The 14,998-nt window shown below is 60.4% G+C and carries 12 protein-coding genes and 1 other RNA gene; 8 read left to right on the top strand and 5 right to left on the bottom strand.

Translation table 11 applies throughout. From position 1 onward, the window contains the following. Positions 1–277 precede the first annotated feature (277 nt). Entirely contained in the window at positions 278–3,562 is a 3,285-nt protein-coding gene (gene mscK, locus NAT21_RS14195; RefSeq protein ID WP_250939593.1) for a mechanosensitive channel MscK, read from the top strand. Here mscK and NAT21_RS14190 read toward each other — a convergent pair whose 3' ends face one another. The 4 genes from NAT21_RS14190 to NAT21_RS14175 are packed head-to-tail and all read right to left on the bottom strand — an operon-like array spanning position 3,563 to position 7,530. Further along, positions 3,563–4,324 (bottom strand): TlyA family RNA methyltransferase, encoded by a 762-nt coding sequence (locus tag NAT21_RS14190; RefSeq protein WP_250939428.1) that lies wholly within the window; start codon positions 4,322–4,324, stop codon positions 3,563–3,565. Between the two features lie 43 nt (positions 4,325–4,367). Then, on the bottom strand, positions 4,368–5,498 hold the full coding sequence (locus NAT21_RS14185; RefSeq protein ID WP_250939427.1) for an ABC transporter substrate-binding protein: 1,131 nt from the start codon (positions 5,496–5,498) through the stop codon (positions 4,368–4,370). Next, positions 5,495–6,862, bottom strand: a complete 1,368-nt coding sequence (locus NAT21_RS14180; RefSeq protein WP_250939426.1) for a sensor histidine kinase — start codon at positions 6,860–6,862, stop codon at positions 5,495–5,497. Before NAT21_RS14180 ends, NAT21_RS14185 begins: the two co-directional genes overlap by 4 nt. Then, a complete protein-coding gene (locus tag NAT21_RS14175; protein ID WP_250939425.1) occupies positions 6,859–7,530 on the bottom strand; it encodes a response regulator transcription factor in 672 nt (223 codons plus the stop codon). Before NAT21_RS14175 ends, NAT21_RS14180 begins: the two co-directional genes overlap by 4 nt. A gap of 216 nt (positions 7,531–7,746) precedes the next feature. Between NAT21_RS14175 and ffs the strand changes: the two genes are divergently transcribed. The 7 genes from ffs to NAT21_RS14140 all read left to right on the top strand — a co-directional run bounded on the left by ffs (position 7,747) and on the right by NAT21_RS14140 (position 12,787). Further along, positions 7,747–7,843, top strand: an RNA gene (gene ffs / locus NAT21_RS14170) — signal recognition particle sRNA small type. A 160-nt stretch (positions 7,844–8,003) separates the two neighbouring features. Further along, a complete protein-coding gene (gene dnaX / locus NAT21_RS14165; protein WP_250939424.1) occupies positions 8,004–9,920 on the top strand; it encodes a DNA polymerase III subunit gamma/tau in 1,917 nt (638 codons plus the stop codon). A gap of 59 nt (positions 9,921–9,979) precedes the next feature. Beyond that, complete coding sequence (locus NAT21_RS14160; protein WP_250939423.1) at positions 9,980–10,306, top strand: YbaB/EbfC family nucleoid-associated protein; 327 nt, start codon at positions 9,980–9,982, stop codon at positions 10,304–10,306. After that, complete coding sequence (recR, locus tag NAT21_RS14155; protein WP_250939422.1) at positions 10,306–10,908, top strand: recombination mediator RecR; 603 nt, start codon at positions 10,306–10,308, stop codon at positions 10,906–10,908. Before NAT21_RS14160 ends, recR begins: the two co-directional genes overlap by 1 nt. Further along, positions 10,901–12,058, top strand: a complete 1,158-nt coding sequence (rnd, locus tag NAT21_RS14150; RefSeq protein ID WP_250939421.1) for a ribonuclease D — start codon at positions 10,901–10,903, stop codon at positions 12,056–12,058. Before recR ends, rnd begins: the two co-directional genes overlap by 8 nt. Further along, positions 12,051–12,344 (top strand): YcgL domain-containing protein, encoded by a 294-nt coding sequence (locus tag NAT21_RS14145; RefSeq protein WP_250939419.1) that lies wholly within the window; start codon positions 12,051–12,053, stop codon positions 12,342–12,344. Before rnd ends, NAT21_RS14145 begins: the two co-directional genes overlap by 8 nt. Further along, positions 12,344–12,787, top strand: a complete 444-nt coding sequence (locus tag NAT21_RS14140) for a YcgN family cysteine cluster protein (protein WP_250939417.1) — start codon at positions 12,344–12,346, stop codon at positions 12,785–12,787. Before NAT21_RS14145 ends, NAT21_RS14140 begins: the two co-directional genes overlap by 1 nt. A 46-nt stretch (positions 12,788–12,833) precedes the next feature. On the opposite strand, the gene NAT21_RS14135 is transcribed toward NAT21_RS14140, so the two are convergent. Beyond that, entirely contained in the window at positions 12,834–14,885 is a 2,052-nt protein-coding gene (locus tag NAT21_RS14135) for a S9 family peptidase (protein ID WP_250939415.1), read from the bottom strand. Positions 14,886–14,998: the final 113 nt, after the last annotated feature.

The following is a 14,998-nucleotide window of genomic DNA, read 5'->3' as shown; positions in this document are numbered from 1 at the left end:
GGCGAAGGAACATTGAAAGGCCGCACGGATACGGCGCCAGCCTCAAAAAGTGGGCGCAGTATATCGCTCCCCCACACAAGGCACTATCCGGATAATAAAAGTGTTCGAGCTGTTAATCAGCGTTTAAGCCGGTTGAGAAAGTGTCACATTCATCGGGACACGCTTTTTACCCGCCGCCGGGGGGATTATGATGGCGCCGCACAGGGCATGAACAACGGATGGCAGGCAAACAATGACAGGGCAGGGATGGTGTGGCGTCTTGAAGGCGCTGGTGGTGATGGCATGCCTTTGGATCGCAAGCGATGCGGCACTGGCACAGGATACGTCGATTCCGGAGGCAGCGACTCTGGAGCAGCAGATTGCCCGCCTGTCCTCCACTGCGTCTTCGAATGCCGATGACAAGCGGGAGCTGGCAACCCTGGAGGCGACGCTTGATGACCGGACAGCATTAACATCATTGCGCGCTCAGTTGGAAGATCTTGATGACAGGATCAACCATGCAGCGTCCCGCCAGCGTCGTTACCGCGAGGCGCTTCGATCGCTCAATGAGTCGGCCAGTGCCGATACCGATGCCCTGCAGACAAAAAGTCTGAGCGAACTGGTGGATCGGGCCGGTAAATCCATCGAGTTGCTCAAGCAGCGTCAATCCACCATGGCTGATACCAACCGGGCACTGATCAACGCCCAGACACTGCCTGAGCGCGCGCAGTCGGTGATCAGTAATGCTCAAAACGATCTGCAGGCGATCGAGTCCACCCTTGGCAGCAATGAAGACGAGAGCGGCCAGCCCCTGTCCGATGTCATGCGGCAGTCTCTGATGGTACGCAAGGCATTGCTGAATCAGCGTATTGACTACAATCGGCGCCAGCTTGAAAACAATACCGCCCTGCGCGATGTGGCACTGGCGCATCGCGAATTGCTGGATCGTCAGATCGATCAGGAAAACAACAACCTTCTGGTGTTGCAGTCCCTGATCAATCAAAAGCGCCGTGATCAGTCTGAAAAGGCAATTGCCGATGCCACCCGAACCGATGGTGAAGCCACCCTTGATTCACCGCTGATCGAGCAGGCGCTCGATCGCAATCGGGCGTTAAGCCGAAAGCTGCTGGATACCACGGACCGCGTCAATACGCTGATCCGTGAAAGTATTTCAGCCAGTACGGAGCTTGATAACGTGCGTCAGGTGCAGCGCACCTTGCGTGAGCAGATTGATGCCGTGAAAGGCAGTCTGTTGCTATCGCGCATCCTGCGTCAGCAGCGTGATGATCTTGCTGATGTCAAAATGGATCGCGGCTTGAAGGAAGAAATCGGGCAGGTGCGCCTCGAGCAGTTTGATCTGTCTCAGACCCGTGACGCACTGGCCAGTCCCGACACCTTTCTGAGTCAGCAAATGAAAGAGGCCAATGTCGCCGAGGTTTCCGACCAGGTGCGCAGCAGTCTTATGCAGCTTTATGCAGCACGGCGAGACCTTCTGGATCAGCTCGACCGCGAGTACGGTAATCTGTTGGGCAGGGCAATTGATTTACAGCTCAATCAGCAGCAGCTGGTCTCGATCAGTGACAGTGTCAATCACACCATTCAGGAACAGCTGTTCTGGGCGGCCAATGGGCAGCCCCTGGGTGTTGGCTGGCTGCGCGCACTGCCGTCATCGTTGTGGCGGGATCTGAACGACCCTTCCTGGGGGAATGCGGTAGCCAGCCTGTGGCAGGTGCCTTCTCTGCGGGCCCTGGTCATGTTGCTACCGCTGGGGCTTGCCGGGCTGGTGGCCTTTTTCCGACGTCGCATCAAGAAACGGCTTTTGATGCTGCATGATGAAGTCGGACGACTCAAGCGGGATAGCCAGCTGCATACGCCAAAGGCGATTTTGTTGAACTGGATTCTGTCTTCCACTGGCCCGTTGCTGCTGGGTGCTCTGGGGGGGCTGCTCCACTATGGCGGAGAAGGGTTTTCATTGTCTCTGGGAAAAGGGCTGCTTCGTCTGTCAATGGCCTGGGGCGTGTTTGCCCTCATGCGTCGCCTACTGGTGCGTGACGGCGTAGCCGAGCGCCATTTTCACTGGGCGCCGGGCTATGTTGCCCGCTTGCGCAGCCTGTTCCTGTGGCTGGGCATGGCGATGATCCCTGTCCTGATGATTACCGCTCTCGCCGAAAACGCAGACAGCCAGCTGGCCGACCATCCGGCCGGGCTGTTGCTGTTGCTGATTGGCCTGGTCGCCATGAGTGTCTTTCTTGTGCGGGTGGTACTGGCACATACGCCCTACATCGGTGTGCGGCTGTTTCGGCTCCTGCTGGGGCTGGTGCTGGCCATGGTGCCGCTGATACTGGGTGTGCTGGTATGTCTGGGTTACGAATATACCGCGCTGCGGCTCACCGGCCGCTTCATCAATACGCTGTATATCTTTGCCCTCTGGATCGTCGTGGAAGCCAGTGTCGTGAGAGGGCTGGCCGTTGCCGCGCGTCGGCTTGCCTATCGCCGTGCAGTGGCGCGTCGCCGGGCACAGGTCCAGGAGGGCGCAGAAGGGGGCGGGCTTGATACCATCGAAGAGCCGCCGTTGGACATGGAGCAGGTCAATCAGCAGTCGCTGCGCCTGTCCAAGCTGATCCTGATCCTGTCGTTCAGTGCGCTGCTTTACGTTATCTGGGCCGATCTGCTGGCGGTATTGTCATATCTTGATACGGTCACGGTCTGGACCATTCATGCGGCCAGTGCCGCCGATGGTGAGATGACCCAGGTATCGCTGGCCAATGTGCTCATTGCTCTGGCAACGTTCGGTCTGATGAGCGTTATGGCGCGGAACCTGCCCGGCTTGCTGGAAGTCATGGTGCTGTCGCGGATGTCACTCAAGCCCGGCACGGCCTATGCGGTAACCTCGCTGTTGTCTTATGTCATCGTGGTCAGCGGGATCGTCTATGCGCTGAGTACGCTGGGTGTCGCCTGGGCCAAGCTGCAGTGGCTGGTAGCGGCGCTGGGTGTCGGGCTGGGGTTTGGTCTTCAGGAAATCTTCGCCAACTTCATTTCAGGCCTGATTATCCTGTTTGAACGCCCGATCCGTATCGGCGACACCATTACGCTGGGAGAACTGCATGGCGCAGTGAGCCGGATCCGGATCCGGGCCACGACCGTGACCGATTTTGACCGCAAGGAAATCATCATTCCCAACAAGACCTTCGTGACGGACCGGCTGATCAACTGGTCCCTGTCGGATAACATCACGCGGGTTGTGCTGAAGTTCGGTGTAGCACACGGGGCCAATCTCGATGAGGTCCACACGCTGCTTTTAAAGGCGTGTCAGGAAAATGCACGTGTGTTGCGGGATCCGGAGCCATTGGTGTTCTGCATGGCCTACAACGTCAATGCCTTTGACTTTGAAGTGCGGGTACATGTCAGTGACCTCGGCGATCGTCTGCCGGTCACTGATGAAATCAATCGGTGTGTGGATCGCATGTTCCGCGATGCCGGTATTCGCATTGCCTTCCAGCAGATGGATGTATGGCTCCACAATCAGCAGGGTCAGGCGTCCTGCGTGCAGACACGGCAAACGCCTGACCCTTCATCCCCCTGATCAGCGGCGACGGGCATGCATCAGAAACTCCCGATTGCCGTCTCCACCGGTGATCGGGCTGTCGATCCATGCCAGCAGGTCGAGCCCCACGGTGTCACAGCACGAGGCCAGCCGGGTACGAACGGTATCGTAATCATCGGCCGAGCGGACCAGGCCGCGGGTGTTGATCGCGTCCGGGCTCAGCTCGAACTGTGGCTTGACCAGCGAGAGCAGGGGCGTCCCGGAAGGCATCAGTGCCGCCAGTGCCGGCAGAATCAGAGTCTGGGAAATAAAGGACACATCCATCACGACAGCGTCGGGCCCTTCAGGCGCCCATTCGGCAATCGTTTCCAGCGTCAGGGTGCGGGCATTGCAGCCTTCGATGCAGATGACCCGCGCATCCTTGCGTAATTCATCGTCAAGCTGTTCGTGGCCGACATCGATTCCGATGACCTGGCGGGCGCCGTGGGCAAGTGCGCAATCGGTAAAGCCGCCCGTGGACTGGCCGACATCGAGCACGGCGAGCCCTTCCAGAGGTACACCGGTATGCGTCAGCAGAGCCTCCAGCTTGAGACCTGCCCGAGATACGTAAGTATCTTCCGGGTCCGGAGTGACGATGAACCTGCTGCCTTCGGGGCACTTTTCGCCCGGGCGCGTCAGCAGGATCTGCCGTCCCTGGCGCTCGATGTGTACCCGGCCATGCCTGATCAATCGTTGCGCCCGTGTGCGGGAGCGTGCCAGCCCCTGGCTGACCAGCAGCTGATCAGCGCGAACATTTCCCATCGCGGTAGTCTCCTTGCATCTTCGGCGGGCAAGCATGCCCTGGTCAGCGGATGCTGTCATCCGGGGGTGGCGTGTTGCGGGTGAATTCGCGCTGCCAGCGGCTCAGTACGCTTTGACGCTTGAGGGGGTCCACCAGTGCCATCAGGCCGGGGCTTAAATGAATGGGGCGCAAACTGCCGCCAAATCCCATCTTGAGGGCACTGGCCGACCCGGGGCCACGTGTTGCCGGGTGGAGGGCACCCAGCATGGCCTGGGTAGCCACTACCTGCTGTCCGGCCTCACTGGTGTAAAAGGCCAGAAAGTGGCGCGCCGCGTTTGGATGTCGCGCAGAGCGCGGTATGAAGGCCAGCCGCTGCAGCACTAGGGCATAATCCTCGGGAACCACCACCGTCAGTGCCGGATTGTCCCGCGCGGCCTGAAAGGCGTAGGAGCCGATCAGGTTATAGCCGATCACATAACGCCCGGCAGCCAGCCCTTCAAGCATGGGGCGCGTCGAGTCAAGCTGTACGGCATGCACCCCGCCAAGGGCATTGATCAGTGACCAGTATCCCGGCGACTGCTGGGCATCCTGAGCGGTGAACGTGAATCCGGTGTCGCTTTTGGCAGGGTTATACGTAACGACCTTGTCCTGCAGGGCCTCCCTGTGGGTCGTCAGATACTCAAGCAGGGCTTCATGGCTGCGGGGCAGGGCATCCTTCAGCAGGTCCTGGCGGAACACCATGACGATCGGCTCGAAGCTCAGTCCCACCAGCTCATTGCGCCACAGGGCGTCGCGTGGCCAGTGATCACTGATGCTGGCCCCCAGAGGCTGGGCATGCCCCTCGTTGACCAGGGCATATTGCCGTGACATGGCGGATGAAATGACCAGATCCGCACTGTCCTGATCTGGCAGGTGATCGTAATGGTGGTAAAGCGCTTCAGTGGAAAAGTTGCGATACACCACCCGTACATGCGGGTTGGCGGCCTGAAAGGCGGTCAGTACCGGAGCAATGATGTGTTCGTCTACCGCACCATCAATCCGCAGTTGAGCATGCTGAGGCGTTTGTGCCTCAAGTGTCAGGGTCGTTTGCGGACGAGCAGCGCTGGCGTGAGCGGTACTGCCGACCAGTAGAATGATCAGGGCGACGGTCTGCAGTCCGCGGTGAGTCAGGCGGTGTTTCAAATGAAAGCTCATGATGGTGTCCGAAAGGTTAGCGTGACACGCAGCCCGCCCCGGGAAGGGGTGGTCAGTGTCAGGTCGGCGCCATGCGCCCGGGCAATGCCATCGACAATGGCCAGACCAAGGCCGCTGCCGGTCGGCCCGTTCTGGCCGCCTCGTCTGAAAGGCTTCATCAGCTCGGCACGTTCGTGTGCTTCGATGCCAGGGCCATCATCTTCAACCCACAGGGATGGTGGGTCTGCCCGGGTGCCGACGGTAATGCAGCTTGCTCCGTAGCGGCGTGCATTATCCAGCAGGTTGGCCAGGGCTTCTTCCAGTTGCCAGCCGGCACCGGTAATCGTGGCATCCCCCTGCTCGGTATCAAGGCCTACATCAATATGGCGAAAGCCGGTCTGCTCCATGGCGCGCACCACGCCGTGTCTGGCGATGGTCGACAGGGTCAGGGCCTCGTTTTCAAGGCCTGACTCGGGATGATGCAGGCGCGTCCAGGACAGGAGTTGCGAGGCCAGGCGTGCCGCATCCGTACTGGTCACGTGCAGCACCTTGAGCGCCGCGTGCCACTGGGCCGGATCTTCCTGACGCAACGCCAGTTCGGCGCGGGCGCTCAAGCCGGCCAGAGGGGTACGCAGCTGGTGTGACGCATCACCGATGAATCGCTGCTGTTCGGCATGAGCGCCACGCTGGCGTGCCAGCAGGTCGTTCAGGGCATTGACCAGCTCCTTGAGTTCACGGGGTGTGGGCAGAGCCAGTGGCGACAGGTCATTGGCACTGCGGCGTCGAAGCTCCCGACGAATCACCCTCAGGGGCGACAGGGAGCGTCGGATCAGCCAGACCACCACCAGCGCCGCCAGTATCAGCATGGCCAGCAGACGCCATGCCGAGGCCATGAACAGCTCTCTGGCCAGATGGTCACGGGCTTCCAGGGTATGGGCAACGCGGATTTCAAACGGTGACGGTTCGCCCCAGCCTGACGGCGTGACCTGACGTACTCCCAGCCTGATCATCATGCCGTGCCAGGGCAGGGTGGCGGTCGAAAAGTCAGCCGACGGATGGTCGTGGCCGGCCATCGTGGGCAAATGGGCATTGCCGCTGAGGGCAGTGCCTGTGCGGTCCACCAGCGTATAAAACACTCGTTCCTGCCCGCTCGGGGCCAGGATGTCCAGTGCCGAGGCCGGCAGGTCAAACCAGAGATGACCATGTTGCCACCTTACCTGTTCTGCCATGGCGCGCGACGCCGCGTCCAGCAATCGGTCATAGGACCGATCAGCGGTATGGCGTGCGCTGTTCCAGGCAGTGACAAGCAGTACCGCACCGCACAGGGCCAGCGGAATCAGCAGCCACAGGCTCAAGCGCCGTGCAAGGCTTGTGGAGGTCATCATGCCCTGTCCAGTATATAGCCCAGCCCGCGTACCGTGCGAAGTGACACGACATCGTCAGGCAGGCGACGTCGCAGGCGGTGGATATACACATCCAGCGCACTGTCGGCGATGGCTTCGTCATCACCGAATGCCTCTTTCAGCAAGGTGGCCTTGTCCACCACCTTGCCGGCGTGCCGCAGGAAACATCCCAGCAAGCGCAGTTCGCGGGGGGGCAGGGGCAGGGGAGTATCTTCCACGGTGATCTGCTGGGTGATGCCATCAAAGGCCAGTGGCCCCAGCCGGTACAGCTCATTGCGGCTGTCATGACGACGAAGCTGAACACGAATGCGGGCTTCCAGCTCATCCAGCGCAAAGGGCTTGGCAATATAGTCGTCCGCACCGAGATCAAGTCCCTTGACCCTGTCGGCAATGGCCCCGCGGGCGGTCAGAATAATGACAGGTGTGTGTGTATTGTGGCAGCGAAAGCGGGCCAGTATGTCAAGTCCACCGGCACCTGGCAGGTTCAGGTCCAGTAGCACCAGTTGCCAGTCCGGCAGGGGATCACAACTGACCCTGTCCAGCGCGCGGGCGCCATCGGCAATATGTTCCACCGCGTTGCCGGCCTGCTTCAGCAGGGCAACCAGCGTTTCGGCCAGCAGAACATCATCTTCGACAAGTAAAATGGGCATCGGGCAGGTCTCCTGCGTCAGAGAAGAGTATCTTCGCGCATTGTGCGAGTGCTCGCATCCTGCGATATGCAATGGGCCGATCATTGCCGTAATGAGTCGATGCGCCGGCGCCAGGGAAATGCGCCTTGTGATCTGTTCAGGGCGCTGTTATGATGCCGCCCAATTCAGCAGAGACGCATTTTACTGCGCCTTTACCTGCTGCGTTATGGTGGCTCCTTTTGGTCCTCCCGCAACGTGAAATCGCGAACCCCGCCAGGCCCGGAAGGGAGCAACGGTAGTGATGGAGTCGTGTGCCGGGATGTGGCTGAGAGGGGCCGCCTCCATTTCTGCGGGGTAAAACCTGCCGCGTTTGCCTTCTGTCTTGCCTCAACGTCTGCACTCTATAGAATGAACGGCCCAGGTGGCGTACAGCGGCTTTGCCCGATGAACGTCCGAGTTTCGTGTCGGGTTCTGCCCAAGGATAGGCGTGCTTCATGAGTTATCAGGTTCTGGCCCGTAAATGGCGGCCGCGCACTTTTCACGAACTGGTCGGACAGGAACATGTATCGCGTGCATTGATCAATGCCCTGGATCAGGAGCGGCTGCACCACGCCTATCTGTTTACCGGTACCCGTGGCGTCGGCAAGACCACGCTGGCGCGCATTCTGGCGAAGTGTCTCAACTGCGAACAGGGCGTATCCTCCACGCCCTGTGGCGTGTGCGAAACCTGCCGCGAGATCGACGAGGGCCGCTTTGTCGATCTGATCGAAGTCGATGCTGCGTCCCGTACCCGGGTGGAAGACACCCGTGAATTACTCGACAACGTCCAGTACGCGCCGACCCAGGGTCGTTACAAGGTCTACCTGGTCGACGAGGTTCACATGTTGTCGACACACAGTTTCAATGCGCTGCTCAAGACCCTCGAAGAGCCGCCTCCCCACGTCAAGTTCCTGCTCGCCACCACCGACCCCCAGAAACTGCCTGTTACGGTACTGTCGCGCTGTCTGCAGTTTTCGCTCAAGCACATGCCGCCGGAAAAGGTCGTCTCTCACCTGACTTACGTGCTCGGGCAGGAAGGGGTGAGCTTTGACGAGCGCGCCCTGTGGCTGCTGGGCCGCGCTGCCAACGGGTCGATGCGCGATGCGCTGTCATTGACGGATCAGGCCATTGCCTTTGGTCACGGCCGGGTAGAAGGTCATGATGTAGCGACCATGCTCGGCACGCTGGACCACCATCACGTCATGGCTTTGGCAGAAGCGCTGGCTGCCATGGATGCTCGCCGCCTGCTGGCTGAAATTGCCGAGCTGGCAGAGCAGGGCCCTGATTTCAGTGGTGTGCTTGATGAAATGACCGGGCTGTTTCACCGGCTGGCCATCGCTCAGATGGTGCCGGATGCCGTGGATAATGCCCATGGTGATCGCGAGGCTGTAATTGATCTGGCGACGCGTTTTACTGCCGAGGATGTGCAGCTTTATTACCAGATGGCGCTGCAGGGCCGTGTTGACATGAATCAGGCGCCTGAGCCGCGTGCCGCTCTTGAAATGACGCTGCTTCGCATGCTCGCATTTCGCCCGCAGGGAGTGCCGCGCCCGGCAGAGACGCCGTTGCCGATCACGGCACCGTCGCAGGCCCCGGTAGAGCACAGTGAAGCCGGGCGTTTATCGCATGTCCCTGAGCCTGCCGCGGCCCTTGATAATGCTCCGCCGCTCGATGAACCCGACACTCGGGAGGCGGCCGAAGGCACTTCTTCCCCTTTTACGCCCCCGGCCGAGACGACTGACGTTTCGGCCGGTGAGGTGCCCGAGCCGCCCCCCTGGTCGCTTGATGATGATACGCCGGACTGGCAGGACGTCCCGTCATCGGCGCATGATGCCGCAGTGTCGGAAGATGATGCCACAGTGGCCGACGCGACACTGGTGCCGTCGCCTGAGCCGGCGCCGATTACCGATCCGCGTCCGGCCCCCCTCGACGAGGCGCCATCATCTGATGAGGTGTCCACGGTATCGGGCAATGTGCTGGACCATGCTGCCTGGCTGGCGCTGTTCCGGCACCTCTCCCTGAGTGGGTTGACAGCCAATCTGGTCGCGCACTGTGCCCTGGGGCAGGACGATGGCCATACACTGACGCTCTTGCTCGATCCCTCCCAGAGCGCCATGCTGTCGGAGGTACATCGCGACCGACTTGAGCGAGCCCTGAGCGCGGTCAATACGCCGCGCCGGGTCATCTTTGACGTCGAGGCGGTGGATAACGCGATTGAAACGCCCAAACGCCTTCGGGACCGATTGGCCGCAGAGCGCCAGGCCCGAGCCGTTGATGCACTGCGTCGTGATCCCCATATTCAATCACTGGAGCAGGCTTTTGAAGGCCGTTTGATCGAGACCTCCGTGGTATCGTTCGAGCCTGATGCCTGATCCAACAGCCGGAATATTTGAACCGGCGATTACTTTCAATCATTACAAGGAGTGTCGGCATGTTTAAAGGTGGCATGGGTGGCCTGATGAAACAGGCGCAGGAAATGCAGGAAAAGATGCAGGCAGCCAAGGACGACATCGCCAAGGAAGAAGTGCATGGCGAGTCCGGCGCCGGCATGGTCAAGGTCACCATGAATGGCCGTCATGACGTGACGCGTATCGAACTTGACCCGTCAGTCATGACCGAGGAAAAGGAGTTTCTGGAAGACCTGCTGGCTGCTGCGGTCAATGATGCGGTACGCAAGGTCGAGACAACCTCTCAGAAACGCATGTCCGAAGTCACCGAGGGCATGAATCTGCCACCCGGTTTCAAGATGCCGTTCTAATGGCGTTTTCTCCGCTGGTAGACCAGTTGCTGGATGCCTTGCGCGTATTGCCGGGTGTCGGGCCCAAGACGGCTCAGCGCATGGCCATGCATCTGCTGGAGCGCGACAGGGACGGCGGTCGTCAACTGGCGCGTGTACTGATGCAGGCCGCTGAAGACGTGGGGTATTGCCAGCGTTGTCGAACCCTGACCGAACAGCCGCTTTGTGAGCTGTGCGAAAGCCCGCGTCGAGAAGACCGGCTGCTGTGCATCGTCGAGTCTCCGGGAGATATGCTGGCCATTGAAGAGGCCGGCGGCTTCCGGGGGCGCTATTTTGTCCTGCATGGCCACCTTTCACCACTGGACGGCATCGGGCCGGATGACCTCGGACTTGATGCGCTGGACGCCGTGATGGAACAGGCCGGGGTGGACGAGGTGATTCTGGCCACCAACCCGACCGTCGAGGGAGAGGCCACGGCCCACTACCTCGCGCAGCAACTCAAGCCCCGGGGCGTGACACTGTCACGGCTGGCCTATGGTGTACCCATGGGCGGGGAACTGGAATACGTGGACGGCGGGACGCTGAGCCGCGCCTTTATGGGACGACAACCTTTCAATGACTAATGCCCTTCCTGAAGTGATGCCCGGCCAGTGGGTCGATACGCCTGATGCCCTTGCTGCGGCCTGTGAATGTCTGGCGGCCTGCGACGTATTATCGATCGACACCGAATTCTTTCGGGAAACCACCTTTCATCCTGTACCGGCTCTGCTGCAGATGGGAACACCGGATCGGATATTTCTGGTGGATATGGCGGCACTTGACGGTACCCATGAGGCGCTGGTCTCGTTGATGGGCCGCGATGGCCCGTTGAAGCTTCTGCATGCCTGCTCCGAGGATCTGGAAGTACTGCGCCAGTGGCTGGGAATCGTTCCGGCGCCCCTGGCGGATACCCAGCTGGCCGAAGCCTTTACCGGAGGTGAAACCTCCATGAGCTATCAGCGTCTGGTAGAGCATTATCTGGACGTTCATGTGCCCAAGGATGCGACCCGCTCGGATTGGCTGATGCGGCCATTGAGTGAGGCGCAGCAGCGTTATGCCACCGTGGATGTGCTGTATCTGGAACCCATCTGGCGGCGCCAGCAGGCATCTCTTGAAGCATCGCAGCGCCTGTCCTGGTTCCGTGAGGAGTGTGATGCACTGGTCAGTCGGGCAGAACAGCCTCGCGATGACGAGCATCGTTACCTTCGTCACCGTCAGGCATGGCGGCTGGAGCCGCGGCAGCTGGAGGCGTTTCGCCGCCTTTGTCTGTGGCGGGAGCAGGAAGTTCGCCTGAGGGATATGCCGCGCAAGCGGCTGGCATCCGATACGCTGCTGTTTGATCTGGCCGTGGCGCTGCCGAAGAATCGGTTTGAACTGTCCCAGATCAATGAGGTGCGCCCACCGTTTGTGAAACGGGAAGGTGATACCCTGCTTGCGATGATCAAGGACGTGCTGGCCATTGAGCCGGAGGCTCTTTCCCCATCGCTGCCGGCACCACAGGTTCCGCCCTTCAAGCCGTTGTTCAAGTCGCTCAAGGCTGTGGTTACGGCCAGGGCCGAGGCGCTGAACATCTCGTCAGAACTGCTGGGCAGCCGCCGTGACATTGAAGGGTGGGTCATGTCGATTCTGGCCGGTCAGCCTGTCGAGATTGTCACCCGATGGCGCCAGACGTTGCTTGCGGAAGACATTCAGTCGGTCGCGGAGACGTACTACACGGAGCACGGACATGATTGATCGGTTGTTGTGCGATATCTATAAAAGCTCACGGCGTGATGAGATGTATCTCTACGTCGTGAGGGGCGACTCCCTCAAGGATCTGCCGGATGCATTGAGAGAGGTATTCGGCCCGCCCATCATGGTGATGCCGATCATGCTGATACCTGACAAGCCGATGGCACGAACAACGGCAGTCAAGGTCATGACATCAGTACGTCAGCAGGGCTTTTACCTGCAGATGCCGCCGGCGAAAGAGCCCGGCATGCTGGACATGTATCGGGCACCGACGGAAGGCCGGTACTGATGCTTCGTGAGCGTTTCTGGGAAACCGTCCCGCTCGAGGAGATGACCGACCCCGAATGGGAAGCCCTGTGTGACGGCTGTGGTCAGTGCTGCCTGATCAAGCTGGAGGATGCCGGGGAAGTGGCCGTGCTGAACGTGGCCTGCGAGCTTCTGAATATCGGCAGCTGCCGTTGCAGTGATTATCCCAACCGATTCGAGCGCGTACCGGCCTGCACCCGGTTGACGCGTGATGCCATTGATCGCTTCAACTGGCTGCCCCACAGCTGTGCCTATCGCCGCCTTGCGGAGGGGCGACGTCTGGCAGGCTGGCATCCACTGATCAGCGGCAACGACCGGCGTATGCACCGTACGGGGAAAAGTGTCCGCGACTGGGCCGTGTCCGAGCGGGATGTGCCTGAAGAGGCACTGGACGAGCACATCATTCAGATCCTGCCGATTGAATAGCCACGGCGGCGTCAGGCGCCGTGGCTGTTGTTTCCTGCGTGATACGTTATTCGCTCACATGACGTGAGGCCATTCCGAGTGCCCACAGGATGAAGGCATCCTGGCGCGCACCATCCTTCCATGCCGCAAAACGGCCGGACGCGCCGCCGTGACCCGAGGTCATGTCGGTTCGCAGCAGGACCGGGCCACGCAGGGCGCTCAAATGATTGAGGCGGCCATACAGCTTGGCCGGTTCCCAGTAGGGGACTCGGGTATCGTGCCAGCTTCCCTGCAGGAAAACCGGCGGGTACGGCAGATCCTCGATGTTATCCAGCGGGGAGTAGGCTTCAATGCGCTGTCTGACGTCCGGCTCATCCGGATTGCCCCATTCACTGTACTCTGCCGTGGTCAGTGGCAGGGCCGGGTTTTCCATGGTCCTCAGCACATCGACAAAGGGCACGTCCAGCACGGCAGCGCTGAATGCTTCCGGTTCCATATTGAGACTCGCACCCACCAGCAACCCGCCGGCACTGGCGCCATAGGCTGCGATGCGGGTTGGGTCGCTGATGCCTTGATTGACGAGGGCATGGCGCGCGGCAAGGAAGTCGTGAAAACTGTTTTGCTTGTGCTCGAGCTTGCCGGCCAGATACCAGGGTTCACCCCGGTCTCCGCCACCACGAACATGGGCCACGGCAAAGGCCATGCCACGGGACAGCAGTTCCAGTCGGGCAATCGAGAACCAGGGGTCCAGTACTTCACCGTAGGCACCATAACCGTACAGCAGGGTAGGAAGAGGCCCCTTGCCGACGAGGTCCTTGCGTATCACGACCGACACCGGAATCTGTTCGCCGTCGTGGCCTTCGGCCCAGACACGTTCGCAGTGAAGGTCGTCCGGTTGCAGGTCGCCATGTACTGTCTGTGTCTTCAGAACGGTACGCTTACCACTGTCCAGATCCAGACTGATCCAGCGCGGCGCAATGGTGAATGACTCTTCCCTGAGGCGCAGCACACGGCTGTCAAAGTGGGGCATGTCGGCCAGTGATTGATGGCACAGGGGTGAGGGCAGGGCCAGGTAGCTGTCGTGATGCGTCTGATGCGTGTCATCCAGTTCAATGCGCCGCAGATAGACCTGAGCCTGTGAATGGTCACGTTCGGCCAGCATGATGCCCCAGTCAAAGCAGTCCATGCCGTCAAGGGTGACACCGTCGCGGTGAGCGATAAATGGTGTCCAGGCGGCCGGGTCGGCTTCCGGGGCGACGGCAAGCTCGAAGTGGGGCGCGGCTTCGTTGTGAAGAATGTAGAACCGGCCGGGACGATGATCGAGGCTGTATTCGACGCCTGGCCTGCGTGGTCTGACGCAGCGCGGCGCGGTGGTCGGTGCGCCTGCCGGTACCAGATACGTTTCCGAAGACGTCTTGGACGCAGTGTCGATGAGCAGCCACTGACGTGAACGGAGCTTGTCGATACCTACCCAGAATTCCGGATCACTTTCCTCGAACAGACACTGCTCTTCATTGCGGGCATGACTTAGCCACCAGACCGTTGCCGGCCGCTGGGTTTCGTCATAGCGGGTAAACAGTAGCGTGTCATCATCTTCGGCCCAGACCACCTCGGGACCGATATCCGTTGTGAGCCTGCGGGTTTCTCCGCTTTCCAGATCGCGCAGATACAGATCAAAGTACTCGTTGCCCTGCGTATCCAGTGTCCAGGCAAGGTAACGCTCGCTGGGGGAAACGGCCATGTCTCCGAGTTCTATGAAGTCTTCTCCCTGTGCCAGCGCCGGCAGATCCAGCAGGCATTGGGAGGCATCCGGTTCGCCGATGGGATGGCGCCACCAGACAGGATACTCCGCATCTGCTGCCGTATCGCTCCAGTAGACATGGGTATCAAGAGGCGAGGGAACGCCCTTGACCGCCAGTTCGCGGCGCGCAAGGTGACCCCGATAGAGGTGATCGACGGTGGCTTCCAGCGGCTCGAACCAGGCATCGCTTTCAGCGTTGGTGGCCACAAGGAAGGCTTCCACGTCCGGGTGATCGCGCTGTTCAAGCCAGTGCCAATCCGGGTCGTCGGAGCGATAAAAGAGCTGTGCAGGGGAACGAGTCGCTGGCTGTGCTTTCATAATAGGTCGTGTAACATGCCGTGAGTGGTGCAAGTAACGCGACCATAGCACAGAGCGACCGTATCTGACGCGGTATGAATACCCGTGGGTCGGGTGCGCTCTGATCCGTTGCA

It is taken from the genome of Larsenimonas rhizosphaerae, assembly GCF_023700005.1.
GTDB classification, from domain to species: Bacteria; Pseudomonadota; Gammaproteobacteria; order Pseudomonadales; family Halomonadaceae; genus Larsenimonas; species Larsenimonas rhizosphaerae.
The sequence above is the reverse complement of the archived record's forward strand: the minus strand, read 5'-3'. Positions and strand labels throughout refer to the sequence as shown.

Coding starts and splice junctions, on each gene's coding strand:
- NAT21_RS14190 (WP_250939428.1), bottom strand. CDS start 4,324: ATGGGAAATGTTCGCGCTGATCAGCTGCTGGTCAGCCAGGGGCTGGCA.
- NAT21_RS14175 (WP_250939425.1), bottom strand. CDS start 7,530: ATGCCCATTTTACTTGTCGAAGATGATGTTCTGCTGGCCGAAACGCTG.
- NAT21_RS14185 (WP_250939427.1), bottom strand. CDS start 5,498: ATGAGCTTTCATTTGAAACACCGCCTGACTCACCGCGGACTGCAGACC.
- NAT21_RS14145 (WP_250939419.1), top strand. CDS start 12,051: ATGATTGATCGGTTGTTGTGCGATATCTATAAAAGCTCACGGCGTGAT.
- dnaX (WP_250939424.1), top strand. CDS start 8,004: ATGAGTTATCAGGTTCTGGCCCGTAAATGGCGGCCGCGCACTTTTCAC.
- NAT21_RS14140 (WP_250939417.1), top strand. CDS start 12,344: ATGCTTCGTGAGCGTTTCTGGGAAACCGTCCCGCTCGAGGAGATGACC.
- NAT21_RS14180 (WP_250939426.1), bottom strand. CDS start 6,862: ATGATGACCTCCACAAGCCTTGCACGGCGCTTGAGCCTGTGGCTGCTG.
- recR (WP_250939422.1), top strand. CDS start 10,306: ATGGCGTTTTCTCCGCTGGTAGACCAGTTGCTGGATGCCTTGCGCGTA.
- rnd (WP_250939421.1), top strand. CDS start 10,901: ATGACTAATGCCCTTCCTGAAGTGATGCCCGGCCAGTGGGTCGATACG.
- NAT21_RS14135 (WP_250939415.1), bottom strand. CDS start 14,885: ATGAAAGCACAGCCAGCGACTCGTTCCCCTGCACAGCTCTTTTATCGC.
- NAT21_RS14160 (WP_250939423.1), top strand. CDS start 9,980: ATGTTTAAAGGTGGCATGGGTGGCCTGATGAAACAGGCGCAGGAAATG.
- mscK (WP_250939593.1), top strand. CDS start 278: ATGGCATGCCTTTGGATCGCAAGCGATGCGGCACTGGCACAGGATACG.